Below are 25,818 nucleotides of genomic sequence, written 5' to 3' on the forward strand. Positions count from 1 at the left end.
CGGGCGGGGCGAAGAATGCGACAGACCCAGCGGTTACGGCGCCGACGACGACGATCAGCGGTACTCCGATGCGCCAGGTGGCGTCCCACAGCGACACGATCCGATCATCGCACTCGCCTTGGAGTTCCCCGACTTGCTGCGGCTGATCGACGAGCGATCGACCGCCTTCCGTGCCGCGCTCGCCTCCGCGCCCAGCCTCGACGTGCAGGTGCCGACCTGCCCCGAGTGGACGCTGTTCGATCTGGCGCAGCACCTGGGCGAGGGGCGCCACTCCTGGGCCGCCACCATCGCCGCAGGGCCAGCCGCCTCGGCCAAGTCCGCATCGGCGGGCGCCCCGGCTGCGCCTCGGGAGCTCGAGGCCCTGCTGGCCTGGTCCGCCGCATCGACACAGGCGCTACTGGACGCACTGCGAGAGGCCGGCCCGGATCGCGGTTGCTGGACGTGGTGGGGCACGTCGCAGTCACCGCAGACCTGCGGTGCCGTCGCCCGGCACCAGCTCCAGGAGATCACGGTGCACACCTACGACGCCCAGGTCACCCTGGGCGTCGCGCAGCCGCTGCCGGACGAAATAGCACTCGACGGTGTCGACGAGTTCCTGTCCACCTGCTGCGCAACGACGAGCGCCTGGCCGCACAAGCCCGCCGCCGTCGACTTCCACGCCACCGAGGGCCGCTCCTGGCGCCTGGCGCTCTCCGCCGACGGCGCACGGGCCACCCGTCTCCCCATCGCAACCGCCGCCGGCGAGGGCCCGGACGCGGCCTGCGCCGCCGCCCGGGGCGCGGCTGGCGAGGTGGTCCTCGTGCTCTACGACCGTATCCCGATCGACTCCCTGCAGCTCGACGGTGACCGGCGTCAGTTCGACCTGCTCAGGGCCTGGGAGCCGGATGAGTAGGGCGTGACGACGCGGCACCTCGTGCGCCCCGAGGGCATGTCCATTCTCGGAATGTGGCACCGATCGGTCACCGACAAGGCCACCCGAACACGCTCATCTGCCGCTGACAACCGGCGGCGCCCGACGATCCGGCCAGCGGGGGCGGGAGTCATGCGCTGCTGGGGGCGGGTGGGGGCACTATCGTTCTGGCGTGCGCATCCGTTTTGACGTCCCAGCCGATCCCGCCTACCCGGGCCGCGTGGCCGCTGCGCTCAGCAGTGATCGGCTGCGTAGGTATGGCTATGTCGGCGCGGTGCTGGCGGCGGTCGGGGCGATCGGTTTCGCCGTCTCGCGGGGGTTCGCATGGGGCGAGCAGATCTCGTCGCTGTGGATAACGATGATCGTGGGTGGTCTGCTGTCGATGCTGTACTGGCCGTGGGTGCGGTTGCGCGCGCGGCGCCGCTCCGGTCGCTACGCCGTCGAGGGCGCCTACGACATCACCGACGACAACATCATGATGCGCAGCGGCTCGGAATCCGGTGGCATCGCCTGGGACGGGGTCACCCAGGTAAAGGACACCCCTGAGTTCTGGATCGTGTACGTCGGCCGGATGGCGGCGACCGTGATCCCACGCCGCTTGATGTCCGCCGAAGACGCCGAGACGTTGCGAACATTCATGGCCAACCGTAAGCTGCTCCAGGTTCGGTGAACCCATTTGCCGGCCGCCCGGCCTGGCCGGACGGTGTCGGCAATAACTTCCCATCGACCCTGTGCCTGATAGGACCAATGACGACGGCGGTAGGATCTGGGAATGGACGATTTGCCTGGCGCAGATCATCGAACTCCGAGATCCGTGACCGACTGGGCCCGGCTGTTCGTCACCTACTGCCAATACGGGGTGTCCACAGTGCCCGGCGCGTCCGGCGTGGAGATCTACACCCTCGGCGACAACCTGCTGCACATCGGCGGGCCGAATCAGTTCACCGGCTTCTGCGGCATACACACCGGCTGGATCGAGGCACGCGTCCGTGTCCTGCCTGGGCCTCCCACGGAAACCGACGTCGGCTGGGACGCGATCAGTGAGGCTACCCTCTGGAGTCCCAGCGGCCGGCTGTCCGTCATCGGTCTGATGGGCGGCACCGCGGAGGCCCTCACCGATGTCGCCGTCCCGCGCGGGCTGATCCGGGTTCGGGTGCACGCGCGCGACCGCCTGCACGAAACCGTGCGCACCGACGACGACCCGCCCGAGCGGCACGAGTTGCACATCTGGGCGGTGTCCGAGGAAAGGCCGTGGCGCACCGTGCTGGCCGACCGGAAGGGCCGCGACCCGGAGCAGAAACCGGCAAAGGCCGCCGAGTGGGCGATGCTGTCACTGGTACCGCGCCCGTCCGGCCGTCCGGCCATCCTGCCGCCGCTGCCACCTGACCCGTACGAGGACGACACCGGCCTGTCCCGGGTGGCGGTGGTCCGCTACCGGCCCACGCCGGTCGAGGCCCCTGTGGGAGTGCTGCCCGCCGGCGACCTGGAGGTCCGGCTGGAGCGGGTCGACGGCGACATTCTTACCTGGTCGTGGGCCGCCGCCGACGAGCCGATCTTCCCTCATCCGCTGGCCACGCTGCCGGACGACGAGGCGAGCACCGTACGGCTGGCGTTCGGCCCCGACGGTTTCACGCTGCGGCACGAGACAGTGCTGGGCCGGCAAGCCTTCGCCCTCGGCCTGATCTGGGACCATCTGCTCGACACCGCCGGGTCGTACCCCTGGATGGAGACGTTGCGTGAGCAGGCCACGGCGGCGACCGCGCTGGTCGAGAGGAATCGCCGTTGGCAGGCCGAGCGCGACGCCGAGCGGTGGGGAGGTGCTCCGCCGTCGGATCGTGTCCGTGGGCTCCGCAGCCAGGCGCAGTCCCTGGCCCGGATCGACCGCCCGTTGCTCGACCGCATCGACGCGCTGCCAGCCGCACGCCAGCGGGAGGCAGCCTGCTGGGCGGCCCGCCGTGCGATGCGGGTGGCCGGGCTGGAGCAGATCGGGTGGATCGCCGACGCGCTCGCCGACGCCGAGGCCGATCGCCCACTGCCCCGATCCTTCACCGAGCAGCACGGCGCCGTCGCGTTCAAGCGGCTGATGTCCGATCCCGAGGTGCCGCACACCACCGTCCCGATTCGTCCAGACCCAAAAACTTTCGGCACAGGCGACGTCACCGAGATGCTCCAGCAGTCCGTCGCGTTCCCCGCCCTAATCGCCCTGGCGGATGACGATCCACTGGTCGCCGCGGTCGACGCCGTATACAACGCGGCAATCGCCCACGGCGACGACCGCGACCGCTTCCTCACCGACGCCCACATCGCCCTGCATGAGGTGATCTCAGCAACGCATGAGGGTTGATCGGCGCGACACGGACGAAGGCGGCGAGGCGGGCGGCATCGGAAAGCACCGCGACTTCGGCGCGAACACCCAGGCGATCATGCCCCGGACGGTCTTCCGATCTGGACCTCCACAGCGACGCCCGGACACTCGCACGACACCAGTTGCGCCCACGAACTCGGCGCCACCGCCGCCCTGAATAGGTCCGCCGCCGAACTCGACCTCCCGGCCCTGGCCGACACTTCGAGTACAAACACCTGCCCAAAATCCGCTGAGATCACTTCAGTGCGCACACCTGGCTCAGCCGGATGGGCCCGCGATATGGTTCGAGCGTGATGGCCGGCCTCACCACCAGCCCCTTGATTTTCGTCGATGTCGACGGACCGCTGATCCCGTTCAGAGCCCGGCCGATTAGCCGTGAGCGTTCTTTGGGCCGTGGCGTCGCACAGCCACTGGACGGTACTGGCAACCCCCTGCTCGATCGGCTTGACCCATACGACGGGCGGAGGCTGTTGGCACTGGGATGCCAGCTGGTCTGGGCGACGACATGGATGGCGGAGGCGAACGAGGTCATCTCGCCACGGCTCGGGCTTCCGGACCTGCCGGTCGTCGGATGGCCGGACGACGACAAGGATCCGGAGCGCGGCCTGCACTGGAAGACCGCATTCCTTATCCGGTGGGCGGCCGGCCGCCCATTCGTCTGGCTTGACGACGAGATTACTGATGCTGACCGGCGATGGGTAGCAGCACACCATCCGGTGCGGGCGCTGCTGCAACGTGTCGACCCATACGTGGGCCTGACCGAAGCGGATTTCTCAGCGGTCCGTCGATGGCTCGGGCAGATTGACGGCGTCGCTTGATCACCCACCCGCTCATGCCGCATACCGCCCGCGGTGGATGGCGGCGCCGCAACCACTCTCTAGGACGTACGGTCGGGGCCTGGGTGTTCGATCGCGCCACTGCCTCTGGTTGTTCTAGGCATCAGGCAGCGGCACCCACCGATCACCGAGGGCTTCGTGGAGCGTCAGCAGCAGAAGGCTGATCAGGATCGTCGCGAGGATGCCGAGACCGAGACCGAGGATCCCACGGTCCCGCCGCTCCCGATCGCCGAGCATGGCGGCCGGCACCACTGGACGCGACCACGGGTGGTCCCGGGACAACCAGAAGAGCATCCCAAGGCCGTACGGTGCGGTGGAGGCCAGCCAGAACCAGAACCATCGAGTGCCGAGGACCGGAGCCGGGCCGGCAACAACCACGCCGAGGAAGACGGCAGCGACGACCAGGCCGATCCCGGTGACGGCGACCCCCAGGGGACGGACCTCGCCAGCGCGCTGCTCCAGGCCGCCAGCCCGCAGGTCCTGTGCAATACCAACGGCACCGGGCCCGGAGTAGTTCCCCGGGTCGACGGCACCCGTGGTGGTGGCCTGGTCGAAGCTGTCGGTGTCGGTCCAGTACACCCGACCCTCGGGAGTCCGCCACGCGAACAGCGGACCGAGCGTGCTGGACGCCCGCAGACCGGAGGCACCGAACCACGGCCGTGGACTGCCGCCGGTGGCCCAGCTGTCGCCCCACTGGTATGCCGTCACGTGGCCAGCGGTCACGTCCGCCCTCGCCTGCTCGTAGCTCTGCTTCCGGGGCGCCGTCCACCAGCTGACGGCTGCCGCAAGCAGCCACAACAGGACCAGAGCGAGCCGCAACACGCCCCACCACCGCCCCGTCCACCCAGCCGGCACAACGGGTACAACACGCACTCCACCATGCATGACCACATGATTCCAGCACATGCCTAGTCGTGACCGTCGATGGCATCGTAGGTGGCCAGCAGGGTCTGGCCGTGCTGGTCAGGGAGGGTGGCGTGGATGGCGATGGTCACGGCGGTGGCGCGGACCTCGACCAGCTGCCGATGCCGGACCCGCCGGGCCGGGACGGAGTAGATGTTCGCGTCGTAGGCGACCAGGCAGGCCTTGCCGACGTGCCGCAGGTGCCGGACGGCGACCACAAACGGCCGCGCCGGCAGCAGACGAAGGGCGGCATGGTCGCGGGCGGCGCGGACGCCGATGACCTCACTCAAGGTCGCTCCCCGTGGCCATTCGCGTTACGGGGCAGTTGTCATGGCGCGAACGAACGCGGTCCGGATAGCCTTGGCGCATATGGCTACCTATCGCAGCGCCTCAGTGCTTCTATCCTCGGACGGCACCAGGACCCCCGGCACCGCCGCACTCTTCGCCGAGCCCGCCCGCAAGGGTGGGACCCCGCCGTGGGCCGGCGACTTCCGACCCGCCAACAGCGCCGGCAACGGCCCCAAGAACGCGGTCGGGAAGACCTTCACGTTGGAACTGCCCGACGGCAGCACCGGCAAGGTCGTGGTCCAGAGCCTCAAGAGCGGAAAGGGAGGTGTCGTGCTGGCCCTGATGGGCGAGGACGCGCCCCCCTTCTGATCAGGAACTGATCGCCACCGGCTGGAGACGGCCGGTACGTGACCCCGCCGATGTCAATGCGTTCGGATAGCTGCCGGGCGCATTGCCTCACCCATGGCTGGGCGTCGCAGCACTCGGGTCCGGGCCGCCCTGGGCCGGTGGCGGCCCGCCGACCAGGGCCACCGGTCAGGGCCACCGGTCAGCGGCGGCCGGTCAGCGGCGGCCGGCGGCCAGGGCGACGAGGTACTGTCCGCCGCCCGCGTCGACGCTTGCGGTCACCGGAAGTCCGGGCACCAGCCGGGAGAACCGGTCGACCAGCCAGTCCGCCGCCTCCTGGGCGTCCTTCTTGCTCGGGCAGCGGGCGACCAGCTCGCGGCCACCCTTGCGTTCGAGTCGCTCGGCGACGGCGATCAGTGGCGCGGGCTCCACCACGTGCAGACGGTCCGGCCAGGCGATGACCACCTTGACGGCGCCCTTGCGGGTGTTGCAGGCACGGTGCGCGAGTCGCTCGGCGACCTTGGCCTTCTTGTCGGCGGTGCGGCTGTCGACGCTGGGACCACGCGGGTCGTTGACCGACATGCCGGCGTCGACCGGCTCGTCGCACACCCAGCATCGCCAACTGTCACGCTTCGCGACGTCATCGAGGAGACTCATCCGAGCAAACTAGCCTGTCAGCCCCCCGGCCAACGACAGCCCCGGCCGTCTGCTGTTAATGGAGAACTCGTCCGGCGTGTCGTCTCACAAATCAGCAGACGATCACGCCGCGACGAACTTCCCCGGGGACCGTCAGTCGCAGAAGTACGGGACGTGGCCGGCGAGGTCACCGGCCAGCGTTCACGAAGGCGACGATCTCGTCGAGACCGGGTCGGTAGCCGTCGCCGGTGTCGACTTCACACTCGGGCACGTCGAGTCGGACGCGGTCGAAGCTGTCGTGGCCAGCCGTGTGCACGTGCTGGTCGATGAGGTGTGCGTCGGCATGTGCGCGCCGGGTGGGGCTCTCCCCCTGTCGTTGCTGGATGCGGTCCCATGCCGTCTCAGCCGCGATCCGGCAGTGGACGACCCGGATGTCGGCGAGTTCGCCCAAAGGTCGCAGGTGGGGACGCCAGAGCCGATCCTGGAAGGCCGCCTCGGCCACCGTGGTGACGCCAGCCGTCAGGAGCAGTTCCAGCGCCTGGAAGAACGTCGGCAGGGCCCGCAGGGTCAGCTCGTCGGCCGGGGCGGCGACGAAGTCACCAACCGCATGGACCATGCCCTCCTTGATCTCGTCCCGACAGATCGCCGGACAGCCGATCCTCCGGGCGAGTCGATGGGCGAGCGTGGTCTTGCCCGCGCCGGGCGGGCCGCTGACGACGACAAGAATCGGTCTCCTGCGCACGGGTCATTTATGGCCGCGCTCGCGGCGGGACGGGGCATCGTGCGCCGGTCCGTCGGCGAGGACGTCGAGCAGCAGGGCGGCGGTCCAGCCGAACGCGGGCGAGCCGAGGCCGGCCCCCGTGTCCGGGTGGAAGTACTCGTGGCAGCCGGCCGTCGCGACCAGCTCCACCATGGACGCGCGCAGCCCGGCGGCGAGGTCGAGCCGGTGGTGGGTGCGCAGGCCCCGCCACAGCAGCCAGTTGAGGTTCAGCCAGCTCGGCCCTCGCCAGTAGCGCAGCGGCTCGAAGTCCGGCGCGGTCCGGTCGTGGCTGGGCAGCGGCCGGTCCATCCGCGCCGCCAGCCCGAACCGGGGCGAACACGCCTCCGCCAGCACCGTGGCCACCTGCCGGGGCGGCAGGTCGGGCAGCGCCAGCGGGACGAGGCCGAGCGCGGTGCGGGCCGGCACGAGCCGGCCGGTGCGCAGGTCCCGGGGGTGGAAGGCGCCGGTGGCCGGGTCGTACAGCCGGTCGACGAGGGTCGCGGTGATCCGGGCCGCCCGCTCGCGGTGCGGGCCGGGGTCGCCGCCGACCGCGCGGGCGATCGCGGCGAGGGCGTGCTCGGCGAGCCCCAGCGCGGTGTTGAACAGCGGGCACTCCACCAGGAACGGGTGCCGCTCGGCCAGCCCGTCGTCGCCGTACCGGCCCGCCCGGTAGGCGTCGACCAGCGCGACGTACCGCGCGTAGTCGAGGTCGGTGGGGCGGTGCGCGGCGTCGGCGTGGGCGGTGTCGTGCCTCCGGTACGCCCGCATGACCGCCTCGTCGGCGGGCACCTCGGCCAGCGGCGGGTCCCAGGCGGGGCTGTTGTCCAGCCCTGACTCCCAGGGATGCACGAGGCAGGCCAGCCCGGCCCCGCCCACGTCCCGCCGGCCGGTCAGGTAGCGCTGTTGGGCGACCAGCCGGGGGTAGAGCCGGGCCAGTTCCGCCCGGCTGCGCTCGGACGGTGTTCGCCGATACGCCAGCCAGGCGGCGAGGGCGTGCACGGGCGGCTGGACGATGCCGGAGGTGGCCGTGGCGGGTGCGCCCGGGGCGCGGGCGGAGTCCCAGAACCCGGGCCCCGGGAAGTAGGACCCGGCGGGCAGCGCGGGGTTGAACACGATGTGCGGCACCCGCCCGTCGGCCCACTGGGCGGCGAACAGGGTGCGCAGCTCCCGCCAGGCGCGGTCGGGACGCGCCGTGGCCAGGCCGATCGCGATGAACGCCGAGTCCCAGCTCCACTGGTGCGGGTAGAGGGTGCGCGACGGGACGGTGTGGTCGTGCTCCCAGTTGCCGTCGAGGGTGGCGACCGCCAGCCGCCGCAGCGCCCCGAGGTCCCGGGCCATGGCCGGGCCGACCGGGGCCGCGTCGTCGGCCGGGAGCGCGGCGTCGGCCGGGGACGCGGCGGCGACCGGAAGCGCAGCGTCGGCCGTGGCCGGGCAGGCCGGGGACGCGGCGGCGTCGGCGCTCACGCCACCGCCCGCTTCGGCTCGGCGTGCCGGAGCACGGTGGCGGCCTGTTGCAGCGCCCGCACGGGCTCGCCGCGCAGCCGGCACTCCAGGGCCAGCCAGCCCCGGTAGTCGACCTCCAGCAGGGTACGCACCAGTGCCCGCCAGTCCAGGTGACCGGCGCCGGGCTGGCACCGGTTGGAGTCGCTGACCTGCACGTGCCCGAGGTAGGGAGCGGCGGCCCGGAGGGCGGCGTGCACGTCGTCCTCCTCGATGTTCATGTGGAAGGTGTCGGCGACCACCCGCACCGAGGGCAGCCCGACGGCCGCGCAGAGGGCCACCGCCTCGTCGAGCCGGTTGACCATGTGGTCCTCGTACCGGTTCAGCGGTTCGAGGAAGAGGGTGACCCCCTCGGCGCGGGCGTGCTCGCCGAGGACGCCGAGGGCGTCGAGGAGCACCCGCCGGTCGGCGGCCGGCGGGCGGGGCGGCTCGAACGGCGGCAGCCGGCGGGAGAACATCCCCCAGGCGGCGGGGGTCAGCACGCCGATGCCGCCCAGCTCGGCGATGACCGACAGTTGGGAGCGCAGGTTGGTCACGGCGTCGCGGGACCGGTCGGGGTCGAAGTCGCCGATGAAGTGGCCCATCTCGACGCAGACGGTCGGCATCGCCACCCCGGCGGCGCGGGCCCGGCGCAGCTCGGGCAGCCGGCTGGCGAAGGACAGGTCGCCCCGGCCGCGCAGTTCGAGCCCGTCGAAGCCGAGCGCGGCGGCGAGGGCGTGCTTCTGGATCAGGTCTGCGCCGGGGAGCAACTGCTCCTGGCAGGCGAGCGGAATGGTCATCTCTAGAACCTCAGCACCACTTGGAGGACGTCGGAGTCACCGTGGTCGAGCAACGCCAGCGCGTCGGCCACCGCGCCCGCGTCGACGACGTGGCTCACCAGCGGCAGCGGGTCGACGCTGCCCTCGGCCACCAGGTCCATGAAGGTGTGGGCGACCCGGGCCCCGGTCCACCGGCCGGCCAGGCCGGGCGCCGGGTCGGCCCCGGACACCTGGGCCGCCACGAGCTGGATCCGGTTGTGGTGGAACTCCTCGCCGAGTCCCAGCCCGTCGGCGTGCCCCTGGTAGAAGCCGGCCGCCACGACGCGGCCGGCGTGGGCGGTGGCCCGGATCGCCTCGTGCAGCGCCGGGTACGCCCCGGACAGCTCCAGGCAGACGTCGGCGCCCCGGCCGCCGCTCACCCGGCGCAGCGCGACGGCGGCGGACTCGGCGTCGGCGTCGACGACCAGCCGGGCGCCGCAGCGGGCGGCGTGGCCCAGCCGGGCGGCCAGCCGGTCCACCGCCACCACCCGGGCCCCGGACAGGGTGGCCAGCCGGGTGGCGAGCAGCCCGATGACGCCCTGGCCGAAGACGCCGACCCAGTCGCCGAGGTGCAGGTCGCCGGCGATCACGGCGGTGAGCGCGATGGCACCGGGCCGGGCGAACACGGCGGCGAGCGGGTCGAGCCCGGCGGGCAGCGGGTGGACCGCGTCGGCGCGGACGACCGCCTCGGCACGGTGGCCCCAGATGCCCCAGACGGTCTGGCCCGGGTGCCGGTCGGCGACGTCGGGGGCCGCCTCGACGATCTCGCCGACCTCCTCGTAGCCGAAGCCGGCCAGCGGGTACGGCACCGGCGCCCGGCGGGGGACGAACATCCGGGTGGCGTCGTCCCAGTCTTTGCTCAGCCGGGGGTTGCTGCCCCGGTAGAGGGTCAGCTCGGTGCCGGCCGAGATGCCGGAGTAGCGGGTGCGGACGCGGACCTGGCCGGGGCCGAGCGGGTCCGGGGCGCAGGGCTCGAGGCTGATCCGTCGGGGCCCGGCGAGTGAGACAACCCAGTTGACCATGAGTCACATCCCGGTAGCACTGGGCTCCATCGTAGAACAAAATATCGGCATATGTCTTGTAATTGATCTATCGAAGATATTGAATCCGTCATGTACCCCTTCGAGAGGAGTGCCACCGATGCCATCACCCTCGATGCGGATGTTCGCCTCTGCCCTGATCCTGGCAGTAGTCGGCGTCTCCCTGCCCGCCTGCGGCGACGACGAGACGGGCGACGCCAAGACACTCACCGTGTGGAGCCTGGAGGACGTGGCCGACCGGGTCACCGCCACCAGGGCACTCATCGCCGACTTCACCGCCCGGACCGGGACCAAGGTGGACCTGGTCACCGTCAACGAGGACCAGTTCCCGTCCCTGATCGCCACCAGCGCCGCCGCCGGCGACCTGCCCGACGTGATCGGGTCCGTCCCGCTGGCCGGCGTGCGCACCCTGGCCGGCAACGAGCTGCTGCACCCGTCCGCCAACGGCGAGATCGTCGACGCGCTGGGCCGGCAGACCTTCTCCGCCCGGGCCCTGGAGCTCACCGCCGACGGCGGCCGGCAACTCGCCGTGCCCAGCGACGGCTGGGGGCAGCTCCTGGTCTACCGCAAGGACCTGTTCGCCGCCGCCGGCCTGCCCGCCCCCGACACGTACGAGAAGATCGCCGCCGCCGCGGCGAAGCTGAACACCGGCGGGGTCGCCGGCATCACCGCGGCCACCGCGGCGGGCGACGTGTTCACCCAGCAGACCTTCGAACACCTGGCCCTGGCCAACAACTGCCAGCTCACCGACGACTCCGGGTCGGTCACGCTGGACTCCCCCGAGTGCGTCGAGGCGTTCCGGTTCTACGGCGACCTGATGCGCACCGCCTCCGTACCCGGCGCGCAGGACGTGGACACCACCCGGGCCACCTACTTCGCCGGCAGGGCGGCGATGCTGGTCTGGTCGCCGTTCATCCTCGACGAGCTGGCCGGGCTGCGCGACGACGCCAGGCCGACCTGCCCGCAGTGCCAGGCCGACCCGACGTACCTCGCCCGCAACAGCGGCTTCGTCACCGCGATCAAGGGCCCGAACGGCGCCCAGCCGGCCCAGTACGGCGAGATCAGCTCCTGGGCGGTGCTCGACGACGCGGCCGACGCGGCGAAGTCCCTCGTGCAGTTCATGCTCGGCGACGGGTACCCGCGCTGGTTCGGCATGTCCCCCGAGGGCCGGTTCCCCGTGCGCAAGGGCACCGCCGACGACCCGGAGCGGTTCCTCACCGCCTGGAACGGCAGCCAGGCCGGCGTGGACCGCAAGCAACCGCTGGCCCAGGTGTACGGCGACGACGTCCTCGCCGCCCTGCGCCGCAGCCCGGACAGCTTCCAACGCTGGGGCCTCACCCAGGGCCAGGGCAAGCTGGTCGGCGCGATCCTCGGCGAACTGCCGGTCCCCAGGGCCCTCGCCGGCGTGGTGTCCGGGAAGTCCGACGCCGCCGCGGCGGCCCGGCGGGCGAAGAAGGACGTCGAGGCGATCAAGGCGGGCGTCAATTGACCACCACCGCCCCCGGCCCGGGCCACTCCCCCGCCCGGGAACGGACCGGCCGGCCCGCCCGGCCCGGCCGCCGCCCGCTCACCCTGCGCCGCCGGGAGTCCCGCGCCGGCCTCGCCCTGGTCGCACCCACCCTGCTCGTCGTACTGGCGGTGGTCGGCGTCCCGATCGTCTGGACGGTCCTGCTGGCCTTCCAGCGGGTACGCCTGGCGACCCTGCGCAAGACCGGCCTGTTCGGCGAGTTCACCCTGGACAACCTCGACCGGGTGGTGCACACCCCCGGCTTCGCCGGCACGCTGGGGACCACCGTGCTCTACAGCATCGGCGGCACCACCGGCTCGATCCTGATCGGCCTGGTCGCCGCGCTGGTGGTGCGCCGGCCGTTCCGGGGGCGCACCCTCGTCCGGGCGTCGATGCTGCTGCCGTACGTGGCGCCGGTGGTCGCCGTCGCCTTCGTCTGGCAGGTGATGCTCGACCCGCAGCTCGGCATCGTCAACGACTGGGGGCAGCGGTTCCTGGGCTGGGACGCCCCGGTCCCCTTCCTGTCCCAGGACTCCACGGCCCTGTGGACGGTGATCGCGTTCGAGGCGTGGCGGTACTTCCCGTTCGCGTTCCTGTTCCTGCTGGCCCGGCTCCAGGCCGTGCCGGGCGAGCTGGAGGAGGCCGCCCGGGTCGACGGGGCCACCCCCACCCAGCGCTTCCGGCACATCCTGCTGCCCCAGCTCATGCCGGTGATCGCCCTGCTGGGGGTGCTGCGGTTCATCATGACGTTCAACAAGTTCGACGACGTCTACCTGCTCACCGGCGGGGCCGCCGGGACCGAGGTGGTCAGCGTCCGGGTCTACCAGTTCCTCACCGCGCGCACCGACGTCGGCGCGGCGGCGGCGCAGGCGGTCGTGCTGGCCGTGGTGCTGCTCGCCTTCGTCGCGCTGTACCTGCGCTTCTTCGCCGGCCGGGAGGAGTCGTGATGGACCGGGACCGGTTCGAGACGGTGACCCTGCGCTGGCTGCGCCGGGCGGTGATCGCCGGCTTCCTCGTGATCACGCTGGTGCCGTTCTGGTACATGCTGGTGCTCTCGGTGCGCCCCATCGAGCAGGTGCTGCTGCGCCCCGGATCGCTGTGGGTGCCGCTGGGCGAGCTCACCGTCGGCACGTACGCCGAGGTGCTCCGGGCCGTCGACGACGGCGGCCAGGGTTTCGGGACCTTCATCCGCAACAGCGGCCTGGTCGCCCTCGCCGCCACCGCGCTCACCCTGGTCGTGGCGATTCCCGGCGCGTACGCGGTCTCCCGGCTGCGGTTCTTCGGCCGCCGGCAGGTCAGCGCGCTGTTCCTGGCGGTCTACCTGTTCCCGTCGATCGTCATCGCGATCCCGCTCTTCGTGGTCTTCACCCGGGTCGGGCTGCGCGGCTCGCTGTTCGGGCTGGTGCTGGTCTACATCTCGCAGACCCTGCCGGTCTCGGTCTACATGCTGAAGAACTACTTCGAGACGATCCCGATCAGCCTGGAGGAGTCCGCCGCGATCGACGGGGCGGGCCGGCTCGGCATCATCCGCCGGGTCAGCCTCCCCCTGGCCGCCCCGTCGATCATGGCGGTCGCCCTCTACGACTTCATGATCGCCTGGAACGAGTACCTGTTCGCCCTGCTCTTCCTCGTCGACAAGCCGGACCGGTGGACGGTGTCGCTCGGGCTGTCGCTGCTCGCCGACGGCGTCGAGGTGCCCAAGACGGTGCTGATGGCCGGCTCGGTGATCCTCACCCTGCCGATCGTGCTCCTGTTCTTCGCCGGCGAGCGGCTGCTCACCGAGGGCCTCACCAGCGGCGCGGAGAAGGGCTGATAATGGGCTGCGCGTGAGCCCGGCTCACCCTAGGCTCCCGCTCGGCCGGCTGGTCAGGCGTCCCGTTGACAGCGGTCAGCCAGCGGAACCGGAGATGGGCGGAGAAATGACGACTCACCTGTTCGCGCTCAGCATCGACGCGACCGATCCTCTACGTCTCGCACGGTTCTGGTCCGGGGTCCTGGGTTGGGACCTGGCCGACGATCCACGCGACGGTGTCGCGCTCCTGCCCAGTGACGACACCGGGTTCCGAATCCGCTTTCTTCCGACCCAGCGGCGGAAGGACGGCCAGAACCGGATGCACTTCGATCTGACGAGCGCATCCCTGGAGGACCAGCAGCAGACGGTGGCGAGGGCGCTGGGGCTGGGGGCACAGCACATCGACATCGGCCAGCTCCCGGAGGAGCGGCATGTGGTGCTCGCCGACCCCGAGGGCAACGAGTTCTGCGTCATCGGGCCGGGCAACAACTTCCTTGCCGACTGCGGATTCGTCGGAGCGCTGGCCTGCGACGGCTCGCAGGAGGTCGGATACTTCTGGAGCGAAGCGCTGGGGTGGCCGCTGGTCTGGGACCAGGACCAGGAGACCGCGATCCGCTCTCCGCTCGGCGGCCCGAAGATCACGTGGGGCGGCCCACCGCTGATGCCGAAGGCGGGCAAGCAGCGACTGCACTTCGACCTCGCCCCACCTGCCCACGGTGATCAGCAGGCGGAGGTCGACCGCCTGATCTCCCTCGGGGCGACTCGAATCGACATCGGCCAGGGCGAGGTCAGCTGGGTGGCCATGGCCGACCCCGACGGCAACGAGTTCTGTGTGTTGACGCCCCGGTAGCGCGGCCAGGGTCCGGAACCCGGGCCGCCCGGCTCTCCCGCAGCGCCGACGGTGACCTTCCGCGCCGCCTCCCCGGGTGGCCACCCGGCCCACCATTGGCCCGGACTAGCGTGGGGGCATGGCCAACCCGACCCGCTGGACGACCGACACCGGCCCCGAGCACTCGCAGTGGTACATCGACCGCTTCCGCCGGCTGGCGGCCGAGGGCGCCGACCTGGCCGGGGAGGCCCGGCTGCTGGACGCGCTGGTCCCGCCGGGCTCCCGGATCCTGGACGCCGGCTGCGGCACCGGGCGGGTCGGCGCGGCGCTGCACGCCCGGGGCCACACGGTGGTGGGCGTGGACGCCGATCCCGCGCTGATCGAGGCCGCCCGCGCCGATTACCCCGGCCCCCACTTCCTGGTCGGCGACCTGGCCGAGCTGGACCTGGCGGCAGCCGGCGAGCCGGAGCCGTTCGACGCGGCCGTGGTGGCCGGCAACGTGATGGCGTTCGTCGCGCCCGGCACCGAGCCGGAGGTGCTCCGCCGGATCGTCGCCCACCTGCGCCCGGACGGCGTGGTCGTGGTCGGCTTCGGCACCGACCGGGGCTACCCGCTGGCCGAGTTCGACGCCGACGCGGTCGCCGCCGGGCTGCGCCGGGAGAACCGATTCGCCACCTGGGACCTGCGCCCCTGGCGGGACGACGCCGACTTCGCGGTCACCGTGCTGCGCCGCCCCGCCGACCCGACCGTCGGCTGACCCGCCCCACGCCGCCGCCCCACGCCTATGGGGCGGGCGGCGGGGCGGGTCCGTCCGCCTCAGCGGTGGCGGGCACTACGGCGCAGCCATCCGGTTCGAGGTGGTGCCCGCTACCCCCGCCTCAGGCGGGCGCGGCGACGGCGCGGGCGGCGGCCGGGTCGAGCGGACTGCCGGCGGGCACCAGGCTCACCAGGCCGGCCGGCAACCGGACGGGTCGCACGTCCCCGTAGCCGAGCACGCCGAGCACCTCCGGGTCGGCCAGCACGTGCCGCCGGCCGAGGTCGGTGACGACGGAGACCGCGCCGCCGGTGGCCCCCGGGGCGGCGGCCGACTCCACGACCGCGCCGTGCCCCGGCTCGACCACCACGTGGTCGGCGACCGCCGACGCGCCCGCCGTCTGCGGGCTGCCGGACAGGTCGGGCACGGCCGCGCCGAGCCGCACGTCGCGGACCTCCCCGTCGTCGCCGACCCCGACGCAGAGCGTTCCGCCGTCCGGGGCGGCCAGCCGGGGTGGGGCGGTCGGCGGGGCGGCCGGCCCGGTCGGCACGAGGTCGGGCTGCTTGGGCAGCGCGGCGAACCGGCCCAGGGTCAGCGCCTCCGGCCCGCCCTGGCCGGTGCGGGCGAGCAGCAGGTTGGCCTGCAACTCGGTGATGCCGGCGAGGCCGTCGGTGAGGGCGACGGCGTACTGCCGGCCGCCGCCGGAGTTGCGGATCAGGAAGACGTCGCCGACCAGCGCGCCGGACACCAGGGCCGAGGGCCGCCCCAGTCCGGGCAGCTCCGGCGGGGCGAGGTCGGCCCCGGCCGGGATGCTGTCGATCAGGGCCGGCGCGGCCGGCACGGCGCGCTGGCGGGTGGCGGCGAGCGCGGCGAGCGACCGGCCGGCGTCCCGCAGCAGGTACCGGCGGGCGTGCCAGACCAGATGCAGGCCGCCGCCGGGGTGCCGGAGCAGGACCGCGTCGTCGCCCGGCGCCCGGCCGCCGGCGGCGGCCACCCCGATCAGCACGGCGGAGCGGGGGGCGGCCCGCTCCGCCTCGGTCGTGACGACCGAGCAGACGGTCCACGGGGCGGTCGACAGGCGGGACCGCTCGGGCAGCGAGTCCGGGGCGTCGGGGATGCCCAGCGGCAGGCCGCGCGGCACCCCCTCGATCGAGCGGCGGGCGACCAGCACGGTCTGCGGGCTACCGACGCCGATGATCAGCAGCGCGGAGGCGTAGTTGAGCACCGGGTGCAGCTTCTGGTCGCGGTAGACGAAGCGGGCGCCGGACTCCTTCTCCACGATCACCGCGCCGGGGTCGCGCCACTTGCTGCCGCTGCCGGTGAAGAGCCCGTACAGGGCGAAGCCGCCGAGGGCGATCGCGGCGACCAGCACGCCGGCCAGCCCGGCCCCGGCCAGCCGCCGGAACGGCGACCGCGCCGGGTCCGTCTCCCGCATCACCAGGGCGGCTACCGCCCGCTGGACGGTGAACTGGTACGAGTGAAGCTGGTCCTGCCGCGACGGCATGCGGTCCCCTCCGACGGGTCGGTCGGGGCACAGGATAAACGCTGCGTCGATCCCCCGAAGACCCTCCGTCGCCGACCGGAGGGTCTTCGGGCCCGGCCCCCCACCCGCCACCGCCCCGGCGGCGGGTGGGCGCCCACCTCAGCGGGTGGTTTCGCGCAGGTGGGCGGCGAGCAGCCCGACGGCCAGCAGCGCGGCGGCGGCTCCGACGAGCGGCAGCGGCGCGGGGCCGGCCGGCAGCCCGTCCTGGCGTACCGTGCCGGTGACGTCGAGCCCGCCGAGCCCGTTCACCGCCGCCCACCACAGCGCCACCCAGCCGACCTGGAACGGGCGCGGGCTGCGGGTGAGCGCGCCGAGCGCCAGCGCCCCGGCGGGCAGGAGCAGCACGGCGGCGGCCCACGCGGCGAGCCCCGGACCGTCGCCGGCCAGCACCATCCGCAGCGCCGGCACCCCGCCGACGGCTGCGGTCAGCGCCGCGCCCGCCGCCCACTGGGCGACCACCCGACGGTACGGACGGGGGTGGGCGGCCAGCAGCGGCTCGACGCCCTCGGCGTGTGCCTGGGTGCCGAGCCGGGACCAGACCAGGACCGGCCAGATCCAGGCGGCCAGCAGCAGTCCCCGGGTGGCCACGTCGGCCGGTGCCACGGCGGCCCCGACCGCGAGCACCGCCACCCCCGCCCACCACCAGCGGGACAGCCCCTGCACCAGCACCCGCAGCTCGCCGGCGAGCAGCCGCCCGGCGGTTGCCCCGGGGTGGGCCGGGGTCCGGGGCCGCCCGCCGAACGCGGCGGCCGGATACCCCGCCGGCCCGCCGGAACCGGGCACCAAGCCCGGGACCGCGAACGTGCCCGGAGCCGCGAACGTGCCCGGAGCCGCGACGCCACCCTGGGTGGAAAACGTGCCCGGGGCGGCAGCCGCGACGGCAGCGGGGTGCCCGGCGGGGCCGTCGGGCACCGGCCGGTAGCGGCCCCGGGCGGGGTCGAAGCGGGTGAACCAGAGTGCGGGCAGCACCGCAAGGCCGGCGGCCAGCAGCAGGAGCAGCAGCCGCGCGGCGACGAACCCGGCGTCCGGGTGCAGGCCGGACCAGTCGAAGACGCGCAGTGGCGCGTCCCGGGCGGTGAGCCCGAGGCTGAACTCCGCGCCCTTCAACGGCACCCCCCGCCCGGCCAGGTCGGCGGCCACGGACGCGGCGACCCGGTGGCTGCCGAGGCCGCCGAGCGGCGCACCGGCGCCCTGCCCGCCGATGACCGCGACCGTCCAGCAGAAGAACCAGACGACGTTGCCGAGCCCGGCGCGCAGCGGCCGGACGGTGCCGAAGAGCACCGCCGCCGCCGCGGTGACCGCCAGCACGGGCAGGGTCAGCAGCAGGAACGGCGACAGCAGCGCCACCGGGTCGAGCGCGCGGGACTCGCCCCGGGCCAGTTGCAGCACCACCGCCGTGCCGGCCAGCACGCCGGTCATCGACGCCAGCACCAGCAGGTTGCTGCCGAACTTCCCGGCGAGGTAGGCCACCCGGGTCAATGGGGTGGCGGCCAGCAGCTCGCCGACGCCGCCGCGCTCGTCGCGTTCGATGCCGTCGCGCAGCACGTAGAAGCCGCCGAGCAGCAGCCACAGGGCCGCCGCGAGGGCGATGACCGTGCCGGTCCAGGCGCTGTCGTAGCGGCCCCGCCAGCCGCCCGCGTCGAGGATCACCCAGTGGGCGTCGGCGGCGGGCGCGGCGAGCAGGCCCAGGCCGATCGCCGCGCCCAGCACCACCAGGTACGCCGGCCGGCGTACCCGCTCCCGCAGGTCGGCCAGGGCCACCGCGCCGGCCGCGTGGGCCTGCCCCGCGAGGCGGGCGGACACCCGGGGGGCGCTCACCGCCACACCGCCGTCGGCGCGGCCGGCTGCGGGGTGTGGATCGCGTCGAGGTACGCGTCCTCCAGGTCGGGGGTGACCGGCACGGCGCCGGGCGCGGGCGGCGCGGCGGCCAGCACCCGGGCGCGTACCCCCGTCGGGGTGCGCAGCGTGCGGGTGAGCACGTGCCCGGCGGCGAGCCGGGGCACCTCCTGCGGCGGCAGGTCGACCTCCCACACCCGGCCGACCAGGGGGCGCAGCAGGTCGGCGGGGGCGCCCCGGCGGCGCAGCCGCCCACCGGCCACGATCGCGATGTCCCCGGCCACCGACTCGACGTCGGAGACGATGTGGGTGGACAGCAGCACCACCCGGTCGGCGGCCAGGTCGCTGAGCAGGTTGCGCAGCCGGACCCGCTCCTCCGGGTCGAGGCCGGCGGTCGGCTCGTCGACGACGAGCACCCGGGGGTCGGCGAGCAACGCCTGGGCGATGCCGACCCGCCGCCGCATGCCGCCCGAGTAGCCGCCGAGCGGTCGGCGGGCCGCGTCGGTGAGGTTGACCAGCTCCAGCAGCTCGTCGACCCGGGCCCGCGCCGAGCGCCGGGACAGCCCCTTCACCGCCGCGAGGTACGACAGGAACTCCCGCCCGCTGAGCTTCGGGTAGCCGGTGAAGTCCTGCGGCAGGTACCCGAGGGTGCGGCGCAGCGCCTCCGGTCGGGCGACCGCGTCCGCCCCGTCGAAGAGCACCCGCCCGCTGCTGGGCCGGGTCACCGTGGCGGCGATCCGCAGCAGCGTCGACTTCCCCGCCCCGTTGGGGCCGAGCAGCCCGACGAGCCCCGGCCCCAACCGCAGGGTCAACCCGTCCACCGCCCGCCGGCCGCCCCGGTACACCTTGCCCACATCCACCAGTTCCAGCACGATCCGCTCTTCCTCCCCGCCCGATTCGTTCCGTGTCACAGCGGACCACGCGGCGGCGGGGGCGGGCACTACGCGCAGCCCCCCAGGTCGGGGTGGGGCTGGGTATACCCAGGGCCGGGCACTACGGTGGTCCGGTGGCGTCCCCTGAGCCGAGTGTTGCCTCGGCGGCGGCACCGCACACCGCACCGGCGGAGCCGGAGACGGTCCTGGCGGCGCTGAGCCGCCCGAATTTCGCGTTCGGCCGCTGGCTGTGGCGGTCGCTGGCGTACCTGCTCGGCACCGTGCCGGTGGTGCTGGCCGTGGGCGTGCCGCTCGGGGTGCTCGCGCTGCCGTGCGCGGCCCTGGCGGCCGACGGGTCCGGCCTGGAGCGGGCCGGCGCGGCGCTGCTCGCCGTGGCCCTGGCCCTGGCATGCGGGCCGCTGCTGTCCGCCCCGGTGGCAATGGTCGAGCGGTGGCGGCTGCGGCTGGTCGACGCCCGGCCGGTCCCCCGCCGCCCACCGGCCGAGAGCCCGGGCCGTTGGCTGCGCTCCCGGTACGCCGACCCGGCGGCCTGGCGGGAGTCGGCCGACCTGGCGCTGCTGGTGACCGTCGTCCCGGTGCTCTACACGGCGGTCGCCGTGGTGCTGCTGCTGATCGGCGTGCTGGTGGCCGCGCCCGCGCTGGTGGCCGGCTCCGACCGGCCGGTGTCGCTCGGCATCGGCACGGCCTCGACGGTCGGCCAGGCGATCCCGTACGCCCTCGTCGGGCTGCTCGCCGCCCCGGCCGCGCCCTGGCTGGTGGGGCTGCTGGCCGGCGGGCACGGCGCGCTCACCCGGGCGCTGCTGGCCGCCGGCCCGGACGAGCGGCTGCGGGCCGAGCTGGTCGAGGTGTCCCGGTCCCGGGCCCGGCTCGCCGCCGCGTTCGAGGCGGAGCGGCGACGCATCGAGCGGGACCTGCACGACGGGGCGCAGCAGCGGCTGGTCAGCCTGACCCTTCAGCTCGGGTTGGCCCGGCTGGACCTGCCGCCCGACTCCCCGGCGGCGCACTCCGTGGCCAGCGCGCACCGGCAGGCCAAGGAGCTGATGGTGGAGCTGCGGGCGCTGATCCACGACATCCGGCCGCAGGTGCTCACCGACCGCGGCCTGGCCACCGCCGTGGAGGAGCTGGCAGACCGGGCAGGCGTGCCGGTGACCGTGGACGCGGCGCTGCCCGCCCGGCCGCCCGCGCACCTGGAGGCGACGGCCTGGTTCGTGGTGGCGGAGGCGCTGACCAACGTGGCCCGGCACAGCGACGCGACCCGGGCCACCGTGCGGCTGCGGCGACGCGGCGACGCGCTGCTGGTGGAGGTGGGCGACGACGGGCGCGGCGGCGCGGAACCGGCCCGGGGATCCGGGCTGACCGGGCTGGCCGACCGGGTCGCCGTGGCCGACGGCAGAATGTTCCTGTCCAGCCCGGTGGGCGGGCCGACCCTGCTATCCGTGGAGCTGCCGTGGACCCCGTACGAACCGCCGTCCGGGTAGTGGTCGCCGAGGACGACGTCCTGCTTCGGGAGGGCCTCGCCGGGCTGCTGGTCCGGTTCGGCTTCGCGGTGCCGGCCGCCGTCGGGGACGCCGACGCGCTCCTCGTTGCGGTCGCGGAGCACCGGCCGGACCTGGTGCTCACCGACGTGCGGATGCCGCCCGGGCACACCGACGAGGGCCTGCGCGCCGCGCTGCGGCTGCGCCGCGAGCACCCCGACCTGGCGGTGGTGGTGCTCAGCCAGTACGTCGAGCACGGCGCCGCCGCCGACCTGCTCGACTCCGGGGCCGGCCGGCGGGTCGGGTACCTGCTCAAGGACCGGGTGGTCGACGTCGAGGAGTTCGCCGGGGCGCTGCGCCGAGTGGTCGACGGCGGCACCGTGGTGGACCCGGAGGTGGTCCGGCAACTCCTGCGCCGGCAGCGCGACCCCATCGACCGGCTCTCCGCCCGGGAGCGGGAGGTGCTCGCCCTGGTCGCCGAGGGCCGGTCGAATTCGGCGATCGCCCGGGAACTGGTGGTCTCCGAGGCCGCCGTCGGCAAGCACGTGGGGAACATCCTCGCCAAGCTGGATCTGCCGCCGACCGACGACGCGAACCGCCGGGTGCTGGCCGTGCTGGCGTACCTGCGGCAACCCGGCGACTGACGGAGAACGACGAGCCGCCGCCGGTTCCGCACGGGCACCCGTACGGGCCACGGGCCTCAGACCGGATTCGACGGTGGTCGTCCTCCGCCCCGGCAACGCGGGCATGACCGGTCGGGGGCGGGGCAGCGGGCGCGGGACAGCCAGCCGAGGAAGCGGGCGTGCAGCACGCCCGGGGCGGGGCGGGCCCCGAGGCGGTACATGTCGTCCATCGCCTCGTACATCGACGCCGCGAGGTAGAACGCGAGCGCGGTCGAGTGGCCGTGGAACTCGGTGACCAGGCAGAGCTGGGCGGTTGAGCACGGCCAGGGCGCGGCACACGACCGGCACAGCCAGGCGGGCCGCATCGGCAGGTGCGGCCGGGACGGAAGGCGACTCACCAGCACTCCCTGGACGTCGGCGGCGGCACCGCTTTCGGCAACGGCAGCGGCGGCGGTTTCGGCGGCGACGGCGGCAGCGGCGGCGTTGGCGGCAGCGTTGGCGTTGGCGGGATCGGCCTTTCGGCGCGGTGCTCGCGGCAGCGTACGCAACCGCAGCGGTATCCACGTAGTGGCCGGTGTCGGCCTCCTCCGTGCGGCATGGTTCCCCCTCGTCCGTCGATCGTGGAGGGCCGCCCCGCGCCGGATGCGTGGGGCGGCCCGACGGGCGCGACCGCCGGGCCCTCGCCTCCACCGGCCGCGCCGTCCTCTGCGGAGAAACCCTGCCGCGCGTGATGGCCCAAATACAGGGCGTAAGGGTATGGTCAGCAGACATCCCTGACATCCCCTTGGGAGGGGCCATGAACGACGCTCTCCGGGCCGCGCTGCACGACACCGGACACACCACCGACTCGCTCGCCGCCGAGGTCGGCGTCGATCCGAAGACGACCGCGCGATGGCTGCACGAGGACCGCATCCCCCATCCCCGGCACCGCGCGGCGGCGGCGGCCGTCCTCGGCCGGGACATCGGGGACATCTGGGCGGACACATCGAGACGTCGGGAGCCCGTCTGGTTCCGGCCGTGGCAGGAGATCGAGCGCGAGGCGGTCTCGCTGCGCTCGTACGAGTCCATGGTGCTGCCCGGCCTGCTCCAGACGGAGGCGTACGCCCGCGCGGTGCTCGGCGGCACCGGCCTGATCGCCCGGGGCGACGTGGAGCGGCACCTGGCCACCCGGCTGGCCCGCCAGGACGTCCTGCGCCACGACGACCCGCCGCAGTTCACCGCCGTCGTCGACGAAACGGTGCTGCGCCGGCCGGTCGGCGGCCCGGCGACCATGCGCGAGCAGTTGCACGCCCTGGTCGCGGCGTGCGCCCACCCGCACGTGCGGGTGCACGTCGTACCGTCCCGGGTGGGCGCGTACGCCGGGCTGAACGGGCCGTTCGTCATCGCGGCCAGCGCCGACCACCGGCTCGCCGGCTACCTGGACAACCAGCTGAAGGGACAGGTGGTCAGCGACCCCGACGACATCGCGGCGATACTGGGTGCGTGGGAGAACGTGCGCGGCGAGGCGCTGTCCCACTGGCAATCGGTGGAGCTGATCACGGAGGTGGCGCAGACATGGACCTGACTGGCGCGCGATGGCGCAAGAGCAGCCGCAGCAGCGGCAACGGCGGGAACTGCGTAGAGGTTGCCGACAACCTCCCGGGCGTCGTCGGCGTACGCGACAGCAAGGACCCGGCAGGCCCGGCCCTCACCTTCCCCCCGACCGCCTGGCGCACCTTCGTCGCCCGGGCCGCCGGGCGGCGCTGACCCGCCGGTAATTCCCGGCGTTGCGGGAGGCGGTCGCGGTACGGTCCGCCGATGGACGACGGGGACGGGCACTTCGGGGAGCTGGTGGCGGCGAGTTCCGCTCGATCCCCTTCCGGTGCGTGTGGCCCGGCGAGCTGGACCTGATGGCCCAGCTCGCCGGGCTACGCCTGCGCGACCGCTGGGCGGGATGGGCCCGGGAGGGTCAGTTCCACCGGTCCTGGTTGAGGAACCGGGCGAAGCCCCGCCACGAGTTCGGCCCCATCGCCCCGTCGATCGGGCCGGTGTAGCCGTAGCCGGAGGCGAGCCGCTGCACCGCCATCCACGAGTTCGGCCCCATCGCCCCGTCGATCGGGCCGGTGTAGCCGTAGCCGCGCAGGGCCCGTTGCAGCGCCGCGTAGGTGTTCGCCCCCGGTGCGCCGTCGATCGGGCCGGTGTAGCCCGAGGTGATCCGCAGCCAGTTCTGCATCCGCTTGTAGAAGATGGTGCCCGGGATGCCGTCCTGCTCGGTCGTGGTCTTGGGCAGCCCACCACCGGGGTTCTGGCCGACGTAGGTGAGCGGGTTGATCCGTACCCCGCTCGGGTTGATCATGTGCCAGTGCAGGTGCGGGCCGGTGGAGCTGCCGGAACCGGGGGCGCCGACGGCCCCGCCGGACCGTCCCACGATCGCACCGGCGCCGACCCCCGCGCCGTTGGCCAGCAGGAACTGCGACAGGTGCATGTACTGGCTGCGGTATCCGTCCGCGTGGTGGATCGTGACGGTGTGCCCGCCCGTGCCGTTGTTCGGGATGTTCTGGATCGTGCCAGCGCCGCACGCCGGCAGGCTGGTGCCGACGCCCATCCCGAAGTCGATGCCGCCGAGCGAGCCGCTGTTGAGGTGCTCCTGCCAGGATCCGGTGATCGGGTAGCCGGCGAACGGGTTGTAGATCGACGGCGCGGCGTGGGCGATCCCGGGCAGGCCGAAGACACCGCCGACGGCGAGGGCACCGGTGGTCAGGGCGGTGCCGCGCAGCAGCGTACGGCGGCTGAGCCCAGCCGGCGACTGCTCTCCGCCACCGCCGCAGCAGCCGGGCAGATATTCATGGCCCATAATCGTTCCTCCGCGCCGTCGTAGGTGATCATTGACGTGCAGAGAATAGCCCTCGAAGTGGCGTGCATCAATGTTTGCGGCAGGGGTTGGATCGGGGCTCCCCCGACGACACAGGGGTGGCATCGCACCTGACCAACCACTACCATTGCTCGATGATCATCAATACGTGCGGAACGATCGGCTCGTCACCCGGTGGCCCGGGCGCCTCAGCGGGAGACCCGGCATGACCGCCGTTCTGGGGCGGCTCGCGGTGGCGGTCGCCATCGCCGTCGCGTTGCCGGTGAGCCTCGGGGCGACGCCCGCCACCGCGACGCCCGCCACTGCGGCGGTGCCGCCCGGCACGGTGTCCGGCATCGACGTTGCCACCTGGCAGGCCGGCATCGACTTCGCCGATGTCCGCGCCGACGGCCACCAGTTCGTGATCGTGAAGGCCGGCGGCTCCCAGCTCTCGGAAGGCCCGTACATCGGTTCGCAGTACGCGATCCAGGTGAACGGCGCGCGGGCGGCGGGGCTCAGGGTCGGCCACTACTGGCTGGCCGGGGACTTCCAGACCCCCACCCAGGCCGCCGACTACTTCGCCGCCCACCTGCGCGACTACCGGCCCGGCGACGTGATCGCACTGGACAACGAGGTGCTCGACGACTCGACGAGGCTGTGGAACGACACCGAGGTCACGACGTTCTTCCAGCGGATGCGCGCCCGGATCGGCAACCACGTGCCCTGGCTGTACATGGGCGCGGCCGACCTGCGCTCCGGGACATGGCCGCGAACGATCGCGGCGGGCGTGAAGCTCTGGGTGGCGATGTGGGGCGCCAACAACGGCAGCTACCCCGGCGAGCCGAACCTGGGCGGCGCCTACCCGACCTGGGGCGCCCACCAGTACAGCTCGACGGGATCGACCGGCGGCATCGCCTCGGTGGACCTGAACGTGGCCAAGCCGAGCGCGTTCGAGATCGTCAACGGCGGACCGACCGACCCGCTGCCGGACGACCCGCTGCCGAAGACCACGACTGAGCAGGACGGCACCCCCGGGCCGGTCATGTGGATGCGGGCCCAGAACTGGCTGTCCACCGCGTCCGGCTACACCGGACCGATCGACGGCGTGCCCGGGACGAACACCTACGCGGCGCTGCAACGGGCCCTGCGCGGCTACGGCTACACCGGCCCGATCGACGGCGCACCGGGGGCGAACACCTGGAAGGCCGTGCAGCGACTCGCCTCCGGCTGGGGCTACACCGGCCCGGTCGACGGGGCGATGGGGCCGAACTCGTGGCGGGGCTTCGCCCGGTTCCTCAACCAGGACCAGTGGGACTGACCGACGGAACGAAGCTGCCGGGGATCGGCATGCGCCGC

The 25,818-nt window shown here is 73.5% G+C and carries 27 protein-coding genes; 15 read left to right on the top strand and 12 right to left on the bottom strand.

Annotated features, from left to right (window positions below; translation table 11 throughout):
• The first annotated feature begins 118 nt into the window (after positions 1-118).
• The 4 genes from GVV04_RS20065 (at position 119) to GVV04_RS20080 (ending at position 4,093) form a co-directional block, all read left to right on the top strand.
• A complete protein-coding gene (locus GVV04_RS20065) occupies positions 119-892 on the top strand; it encodes a maleylpyruvate isomerase family mycothiol-dependent enzyme (RefSeq protein WP_201753834.1) in 774 nt (257 codons plus the stop codon).
• 190 nt (positions 893-1,082) lie between these two features.
• Positions 1,083-1,580, top strand: coding sequence for a YcxB family protein (locus tag GVV04_RS20070; RefSeq protein ID WP_161689624.1), 498 nt, complete (start codon positions 1,083-1,085; stop codon positions 1,578-1,580).
• A gap of 144 nt (positions 1,581-1,724) precedes the next feature.
• Complete coding sequence (locus GVV04_RS20075) at positions 1,725-3,254, top strand: hypothetical protein (protein WP_161689625.1); 1,530 nt, start codon at positions 1,725-1,727, stop codon at positions 3,252-3,254.
• A 314-nt stretch (positions 3,255-3,568) separates the two neighbouring features.
• Positions 3,569-4,093, top strand: coding sequence for an HAD domain-containing protein (locus tag GVV04_RS20080; RefSeq protein WP_161689935.1), 525 nt, complete (start codon positions 3,569-3,571; stop codon positions 4,091-4,093).
• Between the two features lie 114 nt (positions 4,094-4,207).
• On the opposite strand, the gene GVV04_RS20085 is transcribed toward GVV04_RS20080, so the two are convergent.
• Together GVV04_RS20085 and GVV04_RS20090 are read right to left on the bottom strand one after the other, a co-directional pair.
• Positions 4,208-4,996 (bottom strand): hypothetical protein, encoded by a 789-nt coding sequence (locus GVV04_RS20085; RefSeq protein WP_161689626.1) that lies wholly within the window; start codon positions 4,994-4,996, stop codon positions 4,208-4,210.
• A 23-nt stretch (positions 4,997-5,019) separates the two neighbouring features.
• Positions 5,020-5,304: a Mu transposase domain-containing protein gene (locus GVV04_RS20090; protein ID WP_235966484.1), complete on the bottom strand. Its 285-nt coding sequence runs from the start codon at positions 5,302-5,304 to the stop codon at positions 5,020-5,022.
• Between the two features lie 79 nt (positions 5,305-5,383).
• Here GVV04_RS20090 and GVV04_RS20095 point away from each other — a divergent pair, with 79 nt between their 5' ends.
• Positions 5,384-5,671, top strand: coding sequence for a hypothetical protein (locus tag GVV04_RS20095; RefSeq protein WP_074310625.1), 288 nt, complete (start codon positions 5,384-5,386; stop codon positions 5,669-5,671).
• A gap of 192 nt (positions 5,672-5,863) precedes the next feature.
• On the opposite strand, the gene GVV04_RS20100 is transcribed toward GVV04_RS20095, so the two are convergent.
• From GVV04_RS20100 to GVV04_RS20120, 5 genes are all read right to left on the bottom strand, one after another.
• Positions 5,864-6,304, bottom strand: coding sequence for a hypothetical protein (locus tag GVV04_RS20100; RefSeq protein ID WP_161689627.1), 441 nt, complete (start codon positions 6,302-6,304; stop codon positions 5,864-5,866).
• Between the two features lie 166 nt (positions 6,305-6,470).
• A complete protein-coding gene (locus GVV04_RS20105; RefSeq protein WP_161689628.1) occupies positions 6,471-7,025 on the bottom strand; it encodes an AAA family ATPase in 555 nt (184 codons plus the stop codon).
• Positions 7,026-7,028: 3 nt separating this feature from the next.
• Positions 7,029-8,381 carry an MGH1-like glycoside hydrolase domain-containing protein gene (locus tag GVV04_RS20110; RefSeq protein WP_161689936.1) on the bottom strand — a complete coding sequence of 451 codons (1,353 nt, stop codon included), beginning with the start codon at positions 8,379-8,381 and terminating at the stop codon, positions 7,029-7,031.
• 122 nt (positions 8,382-8,503) lie between these two features.
• A complete protein-coding gene (locus GVV04_RS20115) occupies positions 8,504-9,322 on the bottom strand; it encodes a sugar phosphate isomerase/epimerase family protein (RefSeq protein ID WP_161689629.1) in 819 nt (272 codons plus the stop codon).
• Positions 9,323-9,324: 2 nt separating this feature from the next.
• Positions 9,325-10,362 carry a zinc-binding dehydrogenase gene (locus tag GVV04_RS20120; RefSeq protein ID WP_161689630.1) on the bottom strand — a complete coding sequence of 346 codons (1,038 nt, stop codon included), beginning with the start codon at positions 10,360-10,362 and terminating at the stop codon, positions 9,325-9,327.
• Positions 10,363-10,480: 118 nt separating this feature from the next.
• On the opposite strand from GVV04_RS20120, the gene GVV04_RS20125 reads away from it, so the two are divergent.
• From GVV04_RS20125 to GVV04_RS20145, 5 genes are all read left to right on the top strand, one after another.
• Positions 10,481-11,869, top strand: coding sequence for an ABC transporter substrate-binding protein (locus GVV04_RS20125; RefSeq protein WP_161689631.1), 1,389 nt, complete (start codon positions 10,481-10,483; stop codon positions 11,867-11,869).
• A complete protein-coding gene (locus GVV04_RS20130) occupies positions 11,866-12,834 on the top strand; it encodes a carbohydrate ABC transporter permease (protein ID WP_161689632.1) in 969 nt (322 codons plus the stop codon). Before GVV04_RS20125 ends, GVV04_RS20130 begins: the two co-directional genes overlap by 4 nt.
• Positions 12,834-13,700, top strand: coding sequence for a carbohydrate ABC transporter permease (locus GVV04_RS20135; RefSeq protein ID WP_161689633.1), 867 nt, complete (start codon positions 12,834-12,836; stop codon positions 13,698-13,700). The genes GVV04_RS20130 and GVV04_RS20135 overlap by 1 nt, the downstream gene beginning before the upstream one ends.
• 106 nt (positions 13,701-13,806) lie before the next feature.
• Positions 13,807-14,529, top strand: a complete 723-nt coding sequence (locus GVV04_RS20140; protein ID WP_161689634.1) for a VOC family protein — start codon at positions 13,807-13,809, stop codon at positions 14,527-14,529.
• Positions 14,530-14,647: 118 nt separating this feature from the next.
• Positions 14,648-15,265: a class I SAM-dependent methyltransferase gene (locus GVV04_RS20145; protein ID WP_161689635.1), complete on the top strand. Its 618-nt coding sequence runs from the start codon at positions 14,648-14,650 to the stop codon at positions 15,263-15,265.
• A 121-nt stretch (positions 15,266-15,386) separates the two neighbouring features.
• Here GVV04_RS20145 and eccB read toward each other — a convergent pair whose 3' ends face one another.
• The 3 genes from eccB to GVV04_RS20160 all read right to left on the bottom strand — a co-directional run bounded on the left by eccB (position 15,387) and on the right by GVV04_RS20160 (position 19,552).
• The gene (eccB, locus tag GVV04_RS20150; protein ID WP_161689636.1) at positions 15,387-16,766 is read right to left on the bottom strand and encodes a type VII secretion protein EccB; all 1,380 of its coding nucleotides are present in this window, start codon (positions 16,764-16,766) and stop codon (positions 15,387-15,389) included.
• A 138-nt stretch (positions 16,767-16,904) separates the two neighbouring features.
• Positions 16,905-18,623 (bottom strand): hypothetical protein, encoded by a 1,719-nt coding sequence (locus GVV04_RS20155; protein WP_328822477.1) that lies wholly within the window; start codon positions 18,621-18,623, stop codon positions 16,905-16,907.
• Entirely contained in the window at positions 18,620-19,552 is a 933-nt protein-coding gene (locus tag GVV04_RS20160; RefSeq protein WP_328822478.1) for an ABC transporter ATP-binding protein, read from the bottom strand. The genes GVV04_RS20155 and GVV04_RS20160 overlap by 4 nt, the downstream gene beginning before the upstream one ends.
• A gap of 95 nt (positions 19,553-19,647) precedes the next feature.
• Between GVV04_RS20160 and GVV04_RS32265 the strand changes: the two genes are divergently transcribed.
• A complete protein-coding gene (locus tag GVV04_RS32265; protein ID WP_328822479.1) occupies positions 19,648-21,012 on the top strand; it encodes a sensor histidine kinase in 1,365 nt (454 codons plus the stop codon).
• Positions 20,982-21,653 carry a response regulator transcription factor gene (locus GVV04_RS32270; RefSeq protein WP_328822480.1) on the top strand — a complete coding sequence of 224 codons (672 nt, stop codon included), beginning with the start codon at positions 20,982-20,984 and terminating at the stop codon, positions 21,651-21,653. The genes GVV04_RS32265 and GVV04_RS32270 overlap by 31 nt, the downstream gene beginning before the upstream one ends.
• A gap of 56 nt (positions 21,654-21,709) precedes the next feature.
• On the opposite strand, the gene GVV04_RS20170 is transcribed toward GVV04_RS32270, so the two are convergent.
• Positions 21,710-22,030 (bottom strand): hypothetical protein, encoded by a 321-nt coding sequence (locus GVV04_RS20170; RefSeq protein WP_201753835.1) that lies wholly within the window; start codon positions 22,028-22,030, stop codon positions 21,710-21,712.
• A gap of 398 nt (positions 22,031-22,428) precedes the next feature.
• On the opposite strand from GVV04_RS20170, the gene GVV04_RS20175 reads away from it, so the two are divergent.
• Positions 22,429-23,196 (top strand): DUF5753 domain-containing protein, encoded by a 768-nt coding sequence (locus GVV04_RS20175; protein ID WP_161689637.1) that lies wholly within the window; start codon positions 22,429-22,431, stop codon positions 23,194-23,196.
• Positions 23,187-23,378, top strand: a complete 192-nt coding sequence (locus tag GVV04_RS20180) for a DUF397 domain-containing protein (RefSeq protein WP_161689638.1) — start codon at positions 23,187-23,189, stop codon at positions 23,376-23,378. The genes GVV04_RS20175 and GVV04_RS20180 overlap by 10 nt, the downstream gene beginning before the upstream one ends.
• A 202-nt stretch (positions 23,379-23,580) precedes the next feature.
• Here the strand turns inward: GVV04_RS20180 and GVV04_RS20185 are convergent, their stop codons facing one another.
• Positions 23,581-24,465 carry a M23 family metallopeptidase gene (locus GVV04_RS20185; protein WP_161689639.1) on the bottom strand — a complete coding sequence of 295 codons (885 nt, stop codon included), beginning with the start codon at positions 24,463-24,465 and terminating at the stop codon, positions 23,581-23,583.
• Between the two features lie 223 nt (positions 24,466-24,688).
• Between GVV04_RS20185 and GVV04_RS20190 the strand changes: the two genes are divergently transcribed.
• Positions 24,689-25,780 carry a GH25 family lysozyme gene (locus GVV04_RS20190; RefSeq protein WP_161689640.1) on the top strand — a complete coding sequence of 364 codons (1,092 nt, stop codon included), beginning with the start codon at positions 24,689-24,691 and terminating at the stop codon, positions 25,778-25,780.
• Positions 25,781-25,818 lie beyond the last annotated feature (38 nt).

Source organism: Micromonospora rubida, from assembly GCF_009908295.1.
GTDB classification, from domain to species: domain Bacteria; phylum Actinomycetota; class Actinomycetes; order Mycobacteriales; family Micromonosporaceae; genus Micromonospora; species Micromonospora rubida.